The organism is Jiangella alkaliphila (assembly GCF_900105925.1).
GTDB classification, from domain to species: domain Bacteria; phylum Actinomycetota; class Actinomycetes; order Jiangellales; family Jiangellaceae; genus Jiangella; species Jiangella alkaliphila.
In genome coordinates, this window is sequence record NZ_LT629791.1 from 7571030 (window position 1) to 7587052 (window position 16023).

13 protein-coding genes are annotated in these 16023 nt (G+C 73.1%); 5 read left to right on the forward strand and 8 right to left on the reverse strand.

What is annotated here, in order from left to right:
* The first annotated feature begins 1 nt into the window (after window position 1).
* Window positions 2-772 carry an HAAS signaling domain-containing protein gene (locus BLV05_RS34705; protein WP_152690764.1) on the forward strand — a complete coding sequence of 257 codons (771 nt, stop codon included), beginning with the start codon at window positions 2-4 and terminating at the stop codon, window positions 770-772.
* On the opposite strand, the gene pcrA is transcribed toward BLV05_RS34705, so the two are convergent.
* Entirely contained in the window at window positions 748-3060 is a 2313-nt protein-coding gene (gene pcrA, locus BLV05_RS34710) for a DNA helicase PcrA (RefSeq protein WP_046768962.1), read from the reverse strand. The genes BLV05_RS34705 and pcrA overlap by 25 nt on opposite strands.
* Window positions 3061-3228: 168 nt before the next feature.
* On the opposite strand from pcrA, the gene BLV05_RS34715 reads away from it, so the two are divergent.
* Window positions 3229-3966 (forward strand): YwaF family protein, encoded by a 738-nt coding sequence (locus BLV05_RS34715; RefSeq protein WP_046768963.1) that lies wholly within the window; start codon window positions 3229-3231, stop codon window positions 3964-3966.
* On the opposite strand, the gene BLV05_RS34720 is transcribed toward BLV05_RS34715, so the two are convergent.
* From BLV05_RS34720 to BLV05_RS34740, 5 genes are all read right to left on the reverse strand, one after another.
* Window positions 3884-4849, reverse strand: a complete 966-nt coding sequence (locus BLV05_RS34720; protein WP_052762490.1) for a hypothetical protein — start codon at window positions 4847-4849, stop codon at window positions 3884-3886. The two genes, BLV05_RS34715 and BLV05_RS34720, sit on opposite strands and share 83 nt — an antisense overlap.
* Before the next feature lie 25 nt (window positions 4850-4874).
* Window positions 4875-5297: a peptidase inhibitor family I36 protein gene (locus BLV05_RS34725; protein ID WP_052762491.1), complete on the reverse strand. Its 423-nt coding sequence runs from the start codon at window positions 5295-5297 to the stop codon at window positions 4875-4877.
* Window positions 5298-5370: 73 nt separating this feature from the next.
* The gene (locus BLV05_RS34730) at window positions 5371-5727 is read right to left on the reverse strand and encodes a hypothetical protein (protein ID WP_046768965.1); all 357 of its coding nucleotides are present in this window, start codon (window positions 5725-5727) and stop codon (window positions 5371-5373) included.
* A 45-nt stretch (window positions 5728-5772) separates the two neighbouring features.
* Window positions 5773-6456 carry a LuxR C-terminal-related transcriptional regulator gene (locus tag BLV05_RS34735; protein ID WP_046768966.1) on the reverse strand — a complete coding sequence of 228 codons (684 nt, stop codon included), beginning with the start codon at window positions 6454-6456 and terminating at the stop codon, window positions 5773-5775.
* Window positions 6453-8003, reverse strand: a complete 1551-nt coding sequence (locus BLV05_RS34740; protein ID WP_082155247.1) for an ATP-binding protein — start codon at window positions 8001-8003, stop codon at window positions 6453-6455. The genes BLV05_RS34735 and BLV05_RS34740 overlap by 4 nt, the downstream gene beginning before the upstream one ends.
* Before the next feature lie 123 nt (window positions 8004-8126).
* On the opposite strand from BLV05_RS34740, the gene BLV05_RS34745 reads away from it, so the two are divergent.
* Window positions 8127-9464: a PspC domain-containing protein gene (locus BLV05_RS34745; protein ID WP_046768967.1), complete on the forward strand. Its 1338-nt coding sequence runs from the start codon at window positions 8127-8129 to the stop codon at window positions 9462-9464.
* 79 nt (window positions 9465-9543) lie between these two features.
* On the opposite strand, the gene BLV05_RS34750 is transcribed toward BLV05_RS34745, so the two are convergent.
* Entirely contained in the window at window positions 9544-10665 is a 1122-nt protein-coding gene (locus tag BLV05_RS34750) for a glycerophosphodiester phosphodiesterase family protein (RefSeq protein ID WP_052762492.1), read from the reverse strand.
* Window positions 10666-10773: 108 nt separating this feature from the next.
* Entirely contained in the window at window positions 10774-12348 is a 1575-nt protein-coding gene (gene guaA, locus BLV05_RS34755) for a glutamine-hydrolyzing GMP synthase (RefSeq protein ID WP_046769030.1), read from the reverse strand.
* Window positions 12349-12497: 149 nt separating this feature from the next.
* On the opposite strand from guaA, the gene BLV05_RS34760 reads away from it, so the two are divergent.
* Window positions 12498-14207 carry an ABC transporter ATP-binding protein gene (locus tag BLV05_RS34760; protein WP_046768968.1) on the forward strand — a complete coding sequence of 570 codons (1710 nt, stop codon included), beginning with the start codon at window positions 12498-12500 and terminating at the stop codon, window positions 14205-14207.
* Window positions 14204-15997 carry an ABC transporter ATP-binding protein gene (locus BLV05_RS34765; protein WP_046768969.1) on the forward strand — a complete coding sequence of 598 codons (1794 nt, stop codon included), beginning with the start codon at window positions 14204-14206 and terminating at the stop codon, window positions 15995-15997. The genes BLV05_RS34760 and BLV05_RS34765 overlap by 4 nt, the downstream gene beginning before the upstream one ends.
* The last annotated feature ends 26 nt before the right edge of the window (window positions 15998-16023 follow it).

Sequence of the window (16023 nt, forward strand, 5' to 3'; positions counted from 1 at the left end):
CATGGAGGAGCCCATGCTGACCGCCACCCAGCACCAGCGCGTCGACCGCTACCTGGCCGAGCTGGCCGGCGCGCTCGGCGCCCTGCCGGAGAGCGAGCGGGACGACGTCGTCGCCGGGGTGCGCGAGCACGTCGAAGCCGCCCTGACCGGCCGGTCGCCCGTCACCGACGCGGACGTCGACGAGGTGCTGCGCGCGCTCGGCGACCCGCTGGCCATCGCGGCCGAGGCGACCGGCGACGACGGGACCGGCGGCGGCCCCGGTGCGGCCGGTGTGGCCGGCGCGGCCGGTGTGGCCGGCTCCGAGGACGGCCGCCGCCGCGACGTGCCCGTGCTGCAGCGCGACTGGGTGCCGGGCGCCGTGGTGGTGGCGCTGCTGCTCGGCCCGCTGGTGCTGCCGTTCTTCGTCTCGTTCGGCGGCATCCTGCTGCTGCCGTTCCTGCTGGTCACCGGGTGGTCGCTGCTCTGGATCTCGCCGCTGTGGACCGTGGGCGAGAAGTTCGCCGGCACGTTCCTGCTGCCGGCCACCGGCGTGGTGTTCTTCACGTTCTCGTTCATGTCCGGTGGCGGCACCGAGGTGTGCTCGGGGTCGGGGTCGTCGGACGGCACGTACAACGAGGCCTGCCGGACCGAGGGGGCGGTCATCACGCCGATCGCCGCGTGGGCCGTGCTCGGCGCCGTGGCCGTCGTGGCCGTCGTCACCGCCGTCGTCCTGTACCGGAACGGCCGGCGGCGGGCGGCGGAGCTGGCTCAGAGCTTCTCGACCGGCGCGTAGCGCAGCAGCAGCGTCTTCAGGCCGGACTCGCCGAAGTCGACGGTGGCCTGGGCGTGCTCGCCCTGGCCGTTGGTCGCGACGACGGTGCCCAGGCCGAACGCGTCGTGGGTGACGCGGTCGCCGGCGGACAGCGAGATGACCGGGCGGTTGCCGGCGCCGGTGGCGCGGCCGCTGACGGCCTGGCGCCGCGGTGGCGGCGGGGTGTTCCACTTGACCTGGTCGGCCTCGGTGCGGCGCCAGTCGATCAGCTCGTCGGGGATCTCGGCGAGGAACCGCGACGCCGGGTTGTGCGCCGGCGACCCCCACGCGCTGCGCAGCAACGCCCGCGACAGGTACAGCCGCTCGCGCGCCCGGGTGATGCCGACGTAGGCGAGCCGGCGCTCTTCCTCGAGCTCCTGCGTGTTGCCGCTGAGCGAGCGCTGGTGCGGGAAGACGCCGTCCTCGAGGCCGGTGAGGAACACCACCGGGAACTCGAGTCCCTTCGCGGTGTGCAGCGTCATCAGCGTGACCATGCCGTCGTGGTCGTCGCCCTCGGGGATCTCGTCGGCGTCGGCGACCAGGCTGACCTGCTCGAGGAACCCGGGCAGCGAGCCGTCGGAGTCTTCGCTCGCCTCGTACTCGCCGGCGACGGCGACCAGTTCGCGGAGGTTGTCGAGGCGGGTCTCGTCCTGCGGGTCGTCGGACTCGGACAGCTCGGCGACGTAGCCGGTGCGGTCGAGCGTCGCCTCGAGGACGGCGGCCGGCCCGATGCCGTTCTCGACCAGCGCCCGCAGCTCGTCGGTCAGCTGGACGAACCCCTCGATGGCGTTGACCGACCGGGTGGCGATGCCGGGTGCGTCGGCGGCCCGGCGCAGCGCCTGGAAGAAGGTGGTGCGGTCGCGCTGGGCCAGCGCCTCGACCATGGCCTCGGCGCGGTCGCCGATGCCCCGCTTGGGGACGTTGAGGATGCGCCGCAGCGACACGGAGTCCTCGGGGTTGGCGAGGAACCGCAGGTACGCCAGCGAGTCGCGGATCTCGCGCCGTTCGTAGAACCTGGTGCCGCCGACGACGCGGTACGGCAGGCCGACCCGGACGAAGATCTCTTCCAGCACCCGGGACTGCGCATTGGTGCGGTAGAACACCGCGACGTCGCCGGTGCGCGCCTCGCCCTCGTCGGTGAGCCGGTCGATCTCGTCGGCGACGAACTGCGCCTCGGCGTGCTCGTCGTCGGCCACGTACCCGACGATCTTGGCGCCGTCGCCGCTGTCGCTCCACAGCCGCTTCGGCTTGCGGCCGGAGTTGCGGGCGATGACGGCGTTGGCGGCGGACAGGATGGTCTGGGTGGAGCGGTAGTTCTGCTCGAGCAGGATGACCCGGGTGTCGGGGTAGTCCTCCTCGAACTGCAGGATGTTGCGGATGGTGGCGCCGCGGAACGCGTAGATGGACTGGTCGGCGTCGCCCACCACGCACAGCTCGGCCGGCGGCACCGCGGGCTCGTCCTCGCCGGAGATGACGCCGGCGCCGACCAGCTCGCGCACCAGCACGTACTGGGCGTGGTTGGTGTCCTGGTACTCGTCGACCAGGACGTGCCGGAACCGCCGCCGGTAGTTCTCCGCGACGTCGGGGAACGCCTGCAGCAGGTGCACCGTCGTCATGATGAGGTCGTCGAAGTCGAACGCGTTGGCCTCGGTGAGCCGGCGCTGGTACAGCTCGTACGCCTCGGCCACCATCTTCTCGTGGTGGGTGTCGGCCCGGGCCATGGCGGTCTCGTAGTCGATGAGGTCGTTCTTGAAGTTGCTGATGGCGTAGCTGAACTGCCGCGGCTGGTAGCGGCGTGGGTCGAGGTCGAGCTCGCGGCACACCATGGCCATCAGCCGGTGGGAGTCGGCCTGGTCGTAGATGGAGAACGTCGACGTGTAGCCGAAGACCTTCGCCTCGCGCCGCAGGATGCGCACGCACGCCGAGTGGAACGTCGACACCCACATGATGTCGGAGCGCTTCCCGACGAGGTCGGCGACGCGCGCCTTCATCTCGCCGGCGGCCTTGTTGGTGAACGTGATGGCGAGAATGGAGCCCGGGTGCGCGTTGCGCTCGCCCAGCAGGTACGCGATGCGCCGCGTCAGCACCCTGGTCTTCCCCGACCCCGCCCCGGCGACGATGAGCAGCGGCGACCCCTGGTGGATCACCGCGTCACGCTGCGGCCCGTTCAGGCCGTCGAGCAGCGCTTCGGGGTCGCGCGACCGCCGCCTGGCCGGCTTACTCGGCGTGGCCGACTCGGTCAGGGTGAGGTCGTCGAACAGGGCGCTCATTGCCGGCGGTCACACTCGCCTTCTCACTCGCTTGGCGCTGGCGCACCCAGCCTATGCCCGACCGCCGACAGACTCCGACCGAACACGCTTACGAACGCCGGGGCGGTCGCCTGGTCGTGCGCATGACTTCGCGCCAGACGGGAACCATCACGGGTGGGAGCTGTGGCGATGCTCGGCGACACCTTCACGCCGTACGGCCCCTCCCACGTGGCCGTACTGGTGGTCCTGGCCGCTCTGGCCTGGTGGCTGGTGCGGCGGGGACGCGCGGCCCGCAGCACCCGCACGGCGGACCGGCTCAGCGCCGGGTTCGCGGTCGTCTTCCTGGCGCTGACGCTGCCGCTGCAGGTGTACTTCAATCTGCCCGGCCGCTTCGACGTGGGCCTCTCGCTGCCGATACAGCTGTGCGACCTCGCCTGGCTGGCGGCGATCCACGCGCTCCTGACCCGCCGGCGCTGGTCGGCCGCGCTGACGTACTACTGGGGCCTCACCCTCAGCATCCAGCCGATCCTCACCCCCGACCTGGACGCGGAGTTCCCCGACCCGGCGTTCGTCCTCTACTGGTCGATGCACGGCCTGACCGTCGTTACGGCGATCTTCCTGACCTGGGGGCTGGGGCTGCGCCCCGGCTGGGACTCGTACCGGGTGGCGGTGGCCGCGACGGCCGCGTGGGCGGTGACGGTGTTCGCGTTCAACGCGGCGGCCGGCACGAACTACGGCTTCCTCAACGCCAAGCCGGACTCCGCGTCGCTGCTCGACGTGTTCGGCCCCTGGCCCTGGTACGTGGTGGTCGAGACGGCGCTCGTGGTGGCCGTGTGGGCCCTGCTCACCTGGCCGTGGACGCGGCCGCCACCTGCTGGTCGAGGAGGGCGCGATAGTCGTCGAGCTGCGCCCGGTGACCGGCGATGAGCTGCGCCTGGTAGTCGGCCTCGACGGCGGACCAGACGGGGATCAGGCCGGTGGACTGCTTGCAGGCGACGTCGGCGACGGCGGTGGCGATCTCGTCGGGGCCGGCGGTGTCGGACGTCCACCAGCGCGGGTCGTCGTTGGCGTCCATGGGCGCGGCATACCGGAACCCCGCCTCGGCCATGCACGCGGACCACGCGGCGAACGCGTCGAGCACCCGAGGGTCGCCCAACGCGGCGTGCCAGGCGTCGGCCTGGACGGTGGAGACCAGCTCCTGACCGTCGCGGAGCGCGGACGCCGACGCCGGCGCGACGGCGGTCGCGCGGGTCGCCGAGCCGAGACAGCCGCCTTCGGGGACGTCGTCGCGAGCGGCCGGCTCGCCGTCGGCTGTGACGCCGACCAGCACCTCGAGCTCGGCGTCGGTGTGCGCCTCGTAGAACTCGCGCCGCACGTCGGCGGTGGACGGCGGGTGGTAGCCGTGGGCGGCGGCGACCTCGGGGTCGGCGACGGCGTAGCGGCGGTCGTGGCGGCCGGCCGCGGCCGACGCGGTCTCGGCGGCGGTGCCGAACGGCAGCGGGTCGATGGCCGCGGCGTCGAGGCCGAGCGACGTCGCGCAGTCGCGCACGTGCGCCTCGCCGACCCGGCCGAGCAGCTCGTCCTCGGCGGCGGTGAACGCATACGCGTCGAGTGGCAGCGTCAACCCGGGCTCCGACGGCGCCGCACCCGGCGCGACGTCATCGGCCCGCGCCACCTCCGCACCCGGAACGGCGCCACCACCGGACGACTCGACGGCGACGTCAGCGGGCGCGGCGCCGCACGCGGCCGCGCACACGGCGACGGGAACGGCGAGGAGGACGGCGGAACGGAGGAGCACTCGGGCGGTCATGCCACGGCCTTTCGATGGCCACCGGTCAGCCGCACACCAGGGGCTGCTGGTGGCACCAGTTGAACGATGCGTTGTCGTTGTACGTGTCGCCGAGATTCCGCTTGGCCAGCGGCGGCACGTCGTCAGCCGGGCCAGCGTAACCGGAATTGAAGTAGACGCGCGCGGTGAAATAGCCGTCGCGATTCGACGCCGACGCGGCGTTGTTCTTCACGGTGACGCCGGAGCCCTTGCCGGAGCCGAGGAAGCGGTACGGCGCGAAGTCGCTGACCCGGTAGCGGAAGTCATGCAGGGCACCGGCCTGGCCGGAGTTGTAGTAGAGGCACAGCTCGAGACCGTGGCACCCGCCGTCGTGTTCGGCGGCGGAGGCTGGCGGTGTCACGCCTGTGACCAGCACACTCGTCAGGATCGTCGCGGCCGCGGCGGCGGCCAGGCGCCGGATCGGCGTCACTCGCGGACCTCCAGTTCGCACTCGGCTGCCCGCCACCCTAACCGACGGCCGCGCATCGGTGAACCGCCGGGGATCAGCTCCAGAAGACGGCGATCACGACATTCGCCGCGGACAGCCCGAACAGGGCGAAGAACAGTCCGTCGGCGATCGTCGTGCGTTTCCGGTTGGCGAAGCACAGCGCGGTGATGATCAGCACGATGACCAGTTTCACGCCGATCTTCGCGTTGTCGATGTCCTTGTCGAGAGAGTCGATGCCGGACGCCATGCCCACCATCGCCACGCCGGTGACGAGCTGCGTCAGCGCGCCGTGCAGCATCGCGAGGTTCACGACGCGGCCGCCGCGCGCGCTCAGCTGCACCATGATGCCGCCGAGCAGGCTGGCCAGGCCGAAGAAGTGCAGCACGAGCACGAGGTCGTAGACGAACTCCATGATCGGGCAGCCTACTACGCCGTGTCGTACTTCTCCGCGACGGGGTTAGACGAGGCGGCGGTCGGTCGCCCACCGGGTCAGCTCGTACCGGTTGGACAGCTGCAGCTTGCGCAGCACCGCCGACACGTGCGTCTCGACCGTCTTGACCGAGATGAACAGCTCTTTGGCGATCTCTTTGTACGCGTACCCGCGCGCGATCAGCCGCAGCACCTCGCGCTCGCGCTGGGTGAGGCGGTCGAGGTCGTCGTCGACGGACGGCGCCTCCGTGCCGGCGAACGCGTCGAGCACGAACCCGGCCAGCCGCGGCGAGAAGACGGCGTCGCCGTCGGCCACCCGGCCCACGGCGGACACGAGGTCGTCGCCGGTGATGGACTTGGTGACGTAGCCGCGGGCGCCGGCGCGGATGGTGCCGATGACGTCCTCGGCGGCATCGGACACCGACAGCGCCAGGAACCGGACGGCCGGCTCCTTCGGGTGCACCTGGCGGATCACCTCAGCACCTCCGCCGCCGGGCAGGTGCACGTCGAGCAGCACGACCTCGGGCTTGGTCCGCAGCACCACCGCGACGGCCTCGGCGGTGTCGGCCGCCTCGCCGACGACGTCGACGGTCGGCGCCTGCGCGAGCTCGGCGCGGACCCCCGTGCGGAACATGGCGTGATCGTCGACGAGCACGACCGTCACCGGGCCCGCGTCAGCCGGCCTGGTCTCGTCTGGCTTGGTCTCGCTCACGAGCTTCTCCTCGTCGACAGTCGGACTTCCGTGCCTTCGCCGGGCGCGGACCGGATGGTGGCCTCGCCGCCGTGCCGCTCCATGCGCCCGATGACCGAGCGTCGCACACCGAGCCGGTCCTCGGGGACGGAGTCGGGGTCGAACCCGGCGCCGCGGTCGCGGACGAACACCTCGACGCCGTCGTCGCCGGCCTCGACGAAGATGTCGATCTTGTCGGCGCCGGAGTGCTTGGCCGCGTTGACGGTCGCCTCGCGGGCCGCCTTGAGCACGGCCCGGGCGACATCGTCGATCTCGGCGTCGCCGACGGTGACCACCTCGACCGGCGTGCCGAACGCGTCCTCGACCTCGGCGGCCATCTTCGTCAGTGCGGCGGCCAGCGAGGACCCGTCGTCGACGAGGTCGCTGTAGAGCCAGGCGCGCAGGTCACGCTCCTGGCTGCGGGCCAGCCTTACGACGGCGCGCGGGTCGTTGGCCTGCTTCTGGATCAGCGCCAGCGTCTGCAGCACGGAGTCGTGCAGGTGGGAGGCCATGTCGGCGCGCTCCTGCGAGACGATGCGGGCGCGCCGCTCGGTCTCGAGGTTGCGCCACAGCTTCCACAGCCACGGCCCGATGATCAGCCCGACGCCCACGAGGATGACCAGCACGCCGCCCAGCGCGTCCATGGTCCGGTCGAATTGGCCCTGGCCGACGAGGAACACGACCACACCGGCCACGACGACACCGGCGCCGGCCACGACCCGCATGCCGGCGATCCAGCCACCCTTGCCGGTCAGCGCGGCCAGCCACGGCAGTCGCGGCGAGATGGCCGACAGCCGGCTGCGCTCCTGCTCGTCGGCGGCCCGCCACACCAGTGTCAGGCCGGCGGCGGCCAGCAGCAGCGGGAAGAACACGGCCGGGCTGACGCCCAGCGGGGTCTGCTGGACCAGCAGCCAGACGCCGGCGCCGAGCACGACCAGCGCGGCCAGCTGGCCGAGGTCGCCGGTGCGCTGCGAGAACGACCGGCGGCGGCGCTTGCCGGTGCGGGTGGCGGCGGCGAGGCCGGCCGGGGTGCGCGCCTCCTCGGCCTCGCGCTGGACGGTCTGGTCGAGCGGGGTGAAGATCCAGAGCGCGAGGTAGAGCACGACGCCGAACCCGGAGACGGCGCTGAGCAGGCTGAACGCGATGCGGACGGCCAGCGGCTGCACCTTGAACTGCGCGGCCAGCGCAACGGCGACACCGGCGACCATGCGGCCGTCGGAGGACCGGGCGAACCGCGGCGGCGCGCCCGGGTCGTCGGCGGGGCCGGGCGTGCGGGCGCCGGCGCGGCCGGCCGGCGGCGGATCGGCGGGCGGCAGCTCGCGTGGCCCCCGCTCGGTGGCCGCGGCGGCCGGCGTCTCCGGCTCGTGCTCAGGCCCCGCCTCGGGCTGTTGTTCCAGCACAGGCTCGGTATCGACCGAGGCAGCAGCCGCCGTGGTGGTGTCGTCGACGGCGTCGCCGGCAGCCTCGCCGGGGCGCGCCGAACCGCGCGCTGCCGGACCGGCAGCACGTGGCGTCGGCACAGTGCTCATGACATCGATGGTCACACGCGCGAGCGCGCGCCGCTATGAGGGACCTCCCGGAGATCCCGACTCGGGGGCCGTTCCGGGTCATCCCCGATGCATTCGGGCCGTCACCTCGGCATCATCGTTGGCATGAGTGATCTGCCTCCTGCCTCGCCCGCCGCGGGCGCCGGGCCCAGCGTCTCGGACGAGTTCCGGTCGCTGCGCCGCAGCCGGTCGGACCGAGTCGTCGCCGGCGTGCTCGGCGGACTGGGCCGGCGGCTCGGCATCGACCCCGTCATCCTCCGTGTCGCCATCGTCGTCCTGTCGATCTTCGGCGGCGTGGGCGTCCTGCTGTACGCGATCGGCTGGCTGGTGGTGCCGGCCGAGGACGAGGAACGCTCGATCCTCGACCAGGCGCTCGGCCGCGGCGAGTACCGCCGGTCGGGCACCGTCCCGCTGGCGCTGCTGCTGGCGGGCATCGGCCTCATCGCCGGCATCGGCATCATCGCCGGCACGTGGGACGGCGCCGTGCTGCTGCTCCTCGCCGTCATGGGCGTGTACCTGCTGCTGCGCCGCCGCGCCGACGACGAGTTGGCCCGCGACGACGTCCCGCAGGAGGCCGGGTTCGACTCGTACGTCTACGACCCCAGCGTCGCCCCGGCGACCGTGGCCGCGGCGGCCCCGGGTGGCACGGCCACCAGCACGGGCACCAGCACCGCCACGACCCCCGGCGGCACCGGCCCCGCCGGCGCGACCGGCCCCGCCACGGCCGCCGGTCCGCTCGGCCCGACCAGCGGCTGGCCGGAGGGCCCTGACTGGGGCCCGCCGCCCGAGCCGCCCACCCCGGCGCCGCAGCCGCCGCCCGCGCGGCCGGCCAAGCAGCGCTCGGCGCTCGGCCTCATCACGTTCTGCCTCGCGATGGTGTCCGTCGGCGTGCTCGCCGTGAACGACGCCACCTGGGCGACCTACCCGCCGGCCATGTACGTCGCGGTGCCGCTGGGCATCGTCGCGGTCGGGCTGCTCGTCGGCGCCTGGTACGGCCGGTCCCGCGGGCTGATCTTCCTCGGGTTCCTGCTGTCGATCGCGCTGGTCCCGGCCACCTGGCTGTCACAGTGGGACCTCCAAGATGTCGGCGACGCCACCTACACGTACGCGACGCCGAGCGCGGTGCCCACGGAGCCGCAGTCCCACGGCGTCGGTGACAACGTGTACGACCTCTCCGGCCTGACCCTCACCGACACCCAGACCGTGCGGCTCAGCGTCGAGCAGGGTGTCGGCGAGCTCACCGTCCTCGTCCCCCCGAACGCCGACGTCACCGTGTCGTCCGCGTCCATCGGTGCCGGCGACATGTCCATCCTCGGCGAGTCGCGCGACGGCGCCGGGCAGGAGTTCACCGACCTGACCGACACCGGCGCCGACGGTCCCGGCGGCGGCCGGATCGTGCTCGACCTCGAGATGGGCCTCGGCAGCCTGGAGGTGAACCGATGAAGCGTCACGACACGGACGTCGTCTCCCTGATCTTCGGACTTCTCTTCCTAGGAGTGAGCGCCATGTGGCCGTTCGTGCACTACGACGTGCTCGGCCTGTCCGGCCTGGAAGTCGCCATGCCGGTGCTGCTGGTCTCGATCGGCCTCGCCGGGCTGCTGGCGTCGCTGAGCAAGCTGCGTCGCGAGCGCGCGCCGAAGGCCTGATCCCTGGCCGCCACCGCCGTGTCGGGGTGGTCGGTGATCACGCCGTCCACCCCGGCCCCGAAGAACACCCCGAACTCCCCCAGCGCGTCGCCGTGGCCGGCCGCCTCCCGGCCGCGGCGACGATCGGCCGGCAGGAACGAGTTCTCGTTCCGGAACGTCCAGGCGTGCACCGCCATCCCGAGGTCGTGCGCGTCGGAGACCAGCCGGCCGGGGTGCCCCAGCCGGCCCTCCGGGTCGCGCGGCACCACCAGCGACTTGTGCGCCCCCAGCACCGTCGCGTACGACGCCACCTCGCGCAGGCCGGTCGGGGTGAGCAGGTCGACGAACCGGCGCCCGTCCTCCGCTCGCTCCCAGTCGAACGGCCGGCCGGTGATGTCGACCAGCTGCACCAGCGGCACCGACGTCCGGGCGGCCAGCCGGCGCAGCACCGAGGGCTCGTAGGACTGGACGAAGACGGGGATGCCGGCGCGCTCCAGCCGGAACGCCAGCAGCGCCGCCATCAGCGCGTCCTCCGCCGACAGCCCGCGCTCGGCGTAGTACGTCGGGTGCTTGAGCTCGGGATACAGGCCGACCGGGCGGCCGCGGCGCCGGCCGGCCTCGACCGCGAGCGTGATGATCTCGTCGAACGTCGGCACCCGCAGCCGCCCGTCATAGGCCTGGTTGGCCGGGCGCAGCCGCGGGATCCGCTCGCGCGCGTACAGCGACCTGACCTCGTCGAGCGTGAAGTCGTCGACGAACCAGCCGGTCAGCTCGCGGCCGTCGACCAGCCCGCGGCGGCGCCGGTGCGCGAACTCGGGCCGTTCGGCGACGTCGGTGGACGCCGACAGCTCGGCGTCGTGGCGGGCGACCAGGGCGCCGTCGCGGGTGAGCTGCAGGTCGATCTCGAGGAAGTCGGCACCGAGGTCGACGGCGAGCTGGTAGCCGTCCAGCGTGTGTTCCGGCCGATAGCCACACGCGCCACGGTGCGCGATGACGAGGGGCCCCAGGGTGTCCGACATGTGGTCAGGCTAGGCACCGACCGTGTCCCGCCGACCACGCCGATTCGAACTGGGCGTGACGCGCTGCCCAACGCACGCGCACAATCAGACACCTGAGACGTTTGCGGATCACTCCCACTCGATGGTGCCCGGCGGCTTGCTGGTGACGTCGAGCACGACGCGGTTCACCTCGCGCACCTCGTTGGTGATGCGGGTGGAGATGCGCTCGATCACGTCGTACGGCAGCCGCGACCAGTCCGCCGTCATGGCGTCCTCGCTCGACACCGGGCGCAGCACGATCGGGTGGCCGTAGGTGCGGCCGTCGCCCTGCACGCCCACCGACCGGACGTCGGCGAGCAGCACGACCGGGAACTGCCAGACGTCGCGGTCGAGGCCGGCCGCGGTCAGCTCCGCGCGGGCGATGGCGTCGGCCCGGCGCAGGATGGCCAGCCGGTCGGCGTCGACGGCGCCGACGATGCGGATGGCCAGGCCCGGGCCCGGGAACGGCTGCCGCCAGACCATCTCGGGCGGCAGGCCCAGTTCCTCGCCGACCGCGCGGACCTCGTCCTTGAACAAGGTGCGCAGCGGCTCGATGAGGGTGAACTGGAGGTCGTCGGGCAGGCCACCGACGTTGTGGTGGCTCTTGATGTTGGCGGTGCCCTCGCCGCCGCCGGACTCGACGACGTCGGGGTAGAGCGTGCCCTGGACAAGAAATTCAACAGGCTCGACACCATCTTCGCCCGCGGCGGCGACGATGTCGCGAGCGGCCGCCTCGAACACCCGGATGAACTCGCGGCCGATGATCTTGCGCTTCTCTTCCGGATCCTCGACGCCCTTGAGCTGGGTGAGGAAGCGGTCGGCGGCCTCGACGACGTGGAGGTCGACGCCGGTCGCGGCGACGTAGTCGCGCTCGACCTGCTCGGACTCGCCCTGGCGCATCAGCCCGTGGTCGACGTAGACGCAGGTCAGCTGGGCGCCGACGGCCTTCTGGACGAGCGCGGCGGCCACCGCGGAGTCGACGCCGCCGGACAGCCCGCAGATGACCCGCTTGCCGCCGACCTGCTGCCGCACGGCCGCGACCGTCTCGTCGACGACGTTCGCCATGGTCCAGGTCGGCCGGGCGCCGGCGATGTCGTAGAGGAAGTGCTGCAGGACCGCCTGGCCGTGCTCGGAGTGCAGCACCTCCGGGTGCCACTGCACGCCGGCCAGGCCGCGCGCGGTGTCCTCGAACGCGGCGACCGGGGTGTCGGGCGTGCCGGCCAGCACCAGGAACCCGTCGGGCGCGTCGGTGACGGAGTCGCCGTGGCTCATCCAGACCTTGGCGCCGGTGCCGACGCCCTGCAGCAGCGTGCCCTGCTGGGCGACGGAGAGGTCGGTGCGGCCGAACTCGGACTTCCCGGTGTGCGCGACGGTGCCGCCGAGCGCCCGCGCCATGGCCTGGAAGCCGTAGCAGATGCCGAACGCCGGGACGCCGGCCTGGAACAGCGCGGGGTCGACGGCCGGCGCGCCCTCGGCGTACACGCTGGACGGCCCGCCGGACAGGATGATCGCCTTCGGGTTCTTCGCCAGCAGGTCGGCGACCGGCATGGTGTGCGGGACGATCTCGGAGTAGACCCGCGCCTCACGGACGCGCCGGGCGATCAGCTGCGCGTACTGGGCGCCGAAATCGACGACGAGAACGGTGTCATGGGAGGTCTCGGCCACCTGCCCGAGCGTAGTGCAGACCTCGGCAGGACGCCGCACGTCCAGCAGAGTCACGGCCGGACGTCCAGGACCGATCGGGCGCTGGGAACGATCTCAGCGGGCGAAAACCAGGTGCGTCCGGCGTCGCGCAGTTCGTACCGTGGTATCTCGTGCGCGCCCTTCCTTTCGCCGATCCCGGCATCCCCGACACCCGCTCCCGCGCCAGGTTCCTGACCTGGGTGGCGCGGGCTCAGTGGCGCACGCTTCTGGTGGGCGCATTCTTCGGCATCGTCTGGATGGTCTCGCAGGCGTTGATCCCGTGGGCCATCGGTCACGGCATCGACGGCATCATCGACGACGACAACGCCAGCACGGCCCGCTGGGCGGCGCTCGTCGGCGGCCTGGGACTGATCCAGGCGCTGGCCGGCGTCATGCGCCACCGCGCGTCGGTGGCCAACTGGCTGTACGCGGCGTTCCGGGTCATCCAGCTGGTCTCGCGGCACACCGCGCGGGGCGGGCCGGCGGTGCCGAAGACGATGTCCACCGGCGAGGTCGTGGCCACCGTGTCCAGCGACTCCATGCACATCGGCCACATGATGGAGGTCGTGCCCCGGTTCGCCGGCGCCATCGTGTCCTACGTCGTCGTGGCGCTCATCGTGCTGAACACGTCGACCCCGATCGGTCTCATGGTGCTCATCGGCGTGCCGCTGCTGGTCGTCGCCATGGGCCCGCTCATCCGCCCGCTGCAGGAACGGCAGCGGCGCCAGCGCGAGGCGCTGGGCGACCTCACCGCGCTCGGCGCCGACACCGTGGGCGGCCTGCGGGTGCTGCGCGGCATCGGCGGCGAGAAGGTGTTCATCCGCCGCTACGCCGAGCGGTCCGAGACCGTCCGGGCGGCCGGCGTCCGGCTGGCCGGCACGCAGGCGCTGCTCGACGCCGTGCTGGTGCTGCTGCCGGGCGTGTTCCTGGTACTGCTGACCTGGGTCGGCGCGCGGCTGGTGCTGAGCGGCGACATCGAGCCGGGCGCGCTGGTGGCGCTGTACGGCTACGCGTTCTTCCTGCTCATGCCGGTGCGCACGGCCGGTGAGATGGCGTTCGCCGCCACGCGGGCCGTCGTGGCCGCGCGCCGGGTGCTGGCGGTGCTGGCGGTCGAGCGCGAGGTCGTCGACACCGCGGCGGACGCGCCCGTGGAGGCGCCGTCGGGGACGTTGGTCGACGACGCCACCGGGCTGCGGGTCGAGCCGGGCTCGCTGACCATGCTGGTCTCCGACGAGCCGGCGTTCACCGCGGCGCTGGCCGACCGGCTGGGCCGGCTGGTGCCCGGCAACGGCGTGCGGCTCGGCGACGTGCCGCTCGACGGGCTGCCGATCGCCGAGGTCCGCCGCCGCATCGTGGTGAGCGACCCCGAGCCGACGCTGTTCACCGGCTCGCTGCGCGGCGGGCTCGACCCGCACGGCCGGCACGACGACGCCGAGCTGACCGCGGCCATGGAGACCGCGTCGGCCGGCGACGTGCTCGAGACGCTGCGCGAGGGGCTCGCCGCCACGGTCGAGGAGCGCGGCCGGTCGCTGTCCGGCGGGCAGCGGCAGCGGGTCGCGCTGGCCCGCGTGCTGGTGCGCGAGCCCGAGGTGCTGGTGCTGGTCGAGCCGACCAGCGCCGTCGACGCGCACACCGAGGCGGCCATCGCCGGCCGGCTGCGCGACGCCCGTGCCGGGCGCACCACCGTCGTCGTCACCGCCAGCCCGCTCATGCTGGCCAAGGCCGACACCGTCGTCTGGTTCGACGACGGCCGGCTGGTCGCCACCGGCAGCCACGACGAGCTGATGAGCACCACCCCCGCCTACCGCCGCACCGTCACCCGAGAGGAGGACCCGGAATGAGCACCACGACGCCCCCGACCGGGGCGGCGCGCGCGGGCGCGCTGCCAGTCGCGACCCCCGCCGAGGTCCGCCGCGAGGCCGGCCTGCTGTTCCGCCGGCACCGCACGCCGCTCGCCGTCGCGCTGACCGTCCACGTGCTGGCGGCCTCCGCCGGGCTGGCCGGGCCGTTCCTGCTCGGCCGCATGGTCGACGCCGTCACCGGCGACGGCTCGCAGACCCGGGTCGACGTCCTGGCCGCCATCCTGGCAGGTTGCATCGTCGTCCAGGCGCTGCTCACCCGGGTCGCCATCCAGCGCTCGCTGGTGCTGGGCGAGCGGGTCTTCGCCGAACTGCGCGACACCTTCATCACGCGGGTGCTGAGCCTGCCGCTGTCCACCGTCGAGCGGGCCGGCACCGGCGACCTCGTCGCTCGCACCACCGGCGACATCGACGCGCTGTCGCGCACCGTGCGGTTCGCGGTGCCGGAGATCCTGGTCGCGGTCGTGACGACGGTGCTGACGCTGGCGGCCGCCGTGCTGGCCGGGCCGCTGGTGGCGCTGGGCGCCATCGTCGGCGCGCCGCTGCTGATCCTCGGCACCCGCTGGTACCTCAACCGCGCGCGGGCCGGCTATCTGTGGGAGCGGGCGGCGTACGCGACCATCAACGGCACCATCACCGAGACCGTCGACGGCGCCCGGACCATCGAGGCGCTCGGCCTCGGCGACGTCCGCGTCACCCGCGCCGACGACGACCTGCGCGAGGCGTTCGCGGCGGAGAAGCGGACGCTGTTCCTGCGCAGCGTCTGGTTCCCGACGGCCGAGATGGCGTACGTGCTGCCGGTGGTGGCCACGCTGGCGTGGGGCGCCTGGCTGGCGTCGGCCGGCCACGCCACCGTCGGGCAGATCACCACCGTCGTCCTCTACATGGTGCAGATCGTCGACCCTGTCGACCGCCTGGTCTCGTGGCTCGACGAGCTGCAGGTCGGGCTGACGTCGTTCGCCCGGGTGGTCGGCATCGCCAACGTGCCGCCGGACCGCACGCCGACGGGTGAGCTGCCCGCGGGCGAGGACATCGCGGCATCCGACGTGCGCTACGCCTACGTCGAGGGACAGGACGTCCTGCACGGGGTGTCGCTGGACCTCGCGCACGGCGAGCGGCTGGCCATGGTCGGCCCGTCGGGTGCGGGCAAGTCGACGCTCGGGCGGCTGCTGGCCGGCATCCACCCGCCGCGCACCGGCCGGGTCGACGTCGGCGGCGTCCCCCTCGTCGACCTCGACGTCGACCAGCTGCGGCGCGAGGTCGTGCTGGTCACCCAGGAGCACCACGTGTTCGTCGGCACGCTGCGCGACAACCTCGCGCTGGCGGCCCCGTCCGCGTCCGACGACGATCTGCGCCGCGCGCTGGCCGCCGTCGACGCCCTGGAGGCGACCGACGCGCTGCCCGACGGCTTCGACACCGTCGTCGGCTCGGGCGGCCACCCGGTGGGGCCGGCGTTCGCGCAACAGATCGCGCTGGCCCGCATCGTCCTGGCCGACCCGCACACGCTGGTCCTCGACGAGGCGACGTCGCTGCTCGACCCGCGGGCGGCCCGGCACCTGGAGCGGTCGCTGTCGGCGGTGCTGCACGGCCGGACGGTCATCATGATCGCCCACCGCCTCCACACCGCCCACGACGCCGACCGCGCCGCCGTCGTCGAGAACGGCCGCATCGCCGAGCTCGGCTCCCACCACGACCTCGTCGCCGAGGGTGGCGCCTACGCCGCCCTCTGGGAGTCCTGGCACGGGTCGTCAGCGTCAGCCGAAGCCCGCTGACCCATGATCATGTTCCCTCGCGGCGC

Bases quoted from the DNA above. Each gene is read 5' to 3' on its own strand.
- BLV05_RS34730 (WP_046768965.1), bottom strand. From the start codon at position 5,727: ATGGAGTTCGTCTACGACCTCGTGCTCGTGCTGCACTTCTTCGGCCTG.
- pcrA (WP_046768962.1), bottom strand. From the start codon at position 3,060: ATGAGCGCCCTGTTCGACGACCTCACCCTGACCGAGTCGGCCACGCCG.
- BLV05_RS34720 (WP_052762490.1), bottom strand. From the start codon at position 4,849: ATGACCGCCCGAGTGCTCCTCCGTTCCGCCGTCCTCCTCGCCGTTCCC.
- BLV05_RS34750 (WP_052762492.1), bottom strand. From the start codon at position 10,665: ATGTCGGACACCCTGGGGCCCCTCGTCATCGCGCACCGTGGCGCGTGT.
- BLV05_RS34705 (WP_152690764.1), top strand. From the start codon at position 2: ATGGAGGAGCCCATGCTGACCGCCACCCAGCACCAGCGCGTCGACCGC.
- BLV05_RS34715 (WP_046768963.1), top strand. From the start codon at position 3,229: ATGCTCGGCGACACCTTCACGCCGTACGGCCCCTCCCACGTGGCCGTA.
- BLV05_RS34765 (WP_046768969.1), top strand. From the start codon at position 14,204: ATGAGCACCACGACGCCCCCGACCGGGGCGGCGCGCGCGGGCGCGCTG.
- BLV05_RS34740 (WP_082155247.1), bottom strand. From the start codon at position 8,003: ATGAGCACTGTGCCGACGCCACGTGCTGCCGGTCCGGCAGCGCGCGGT.
- BLV05_RS34745 (WP_046768967.1), top strand. From the start codon at position 8,127: ATGAGTGATCTGCCTCCTGCCTCGCCCGCCGCGGGCGCCGGGCCCAGC.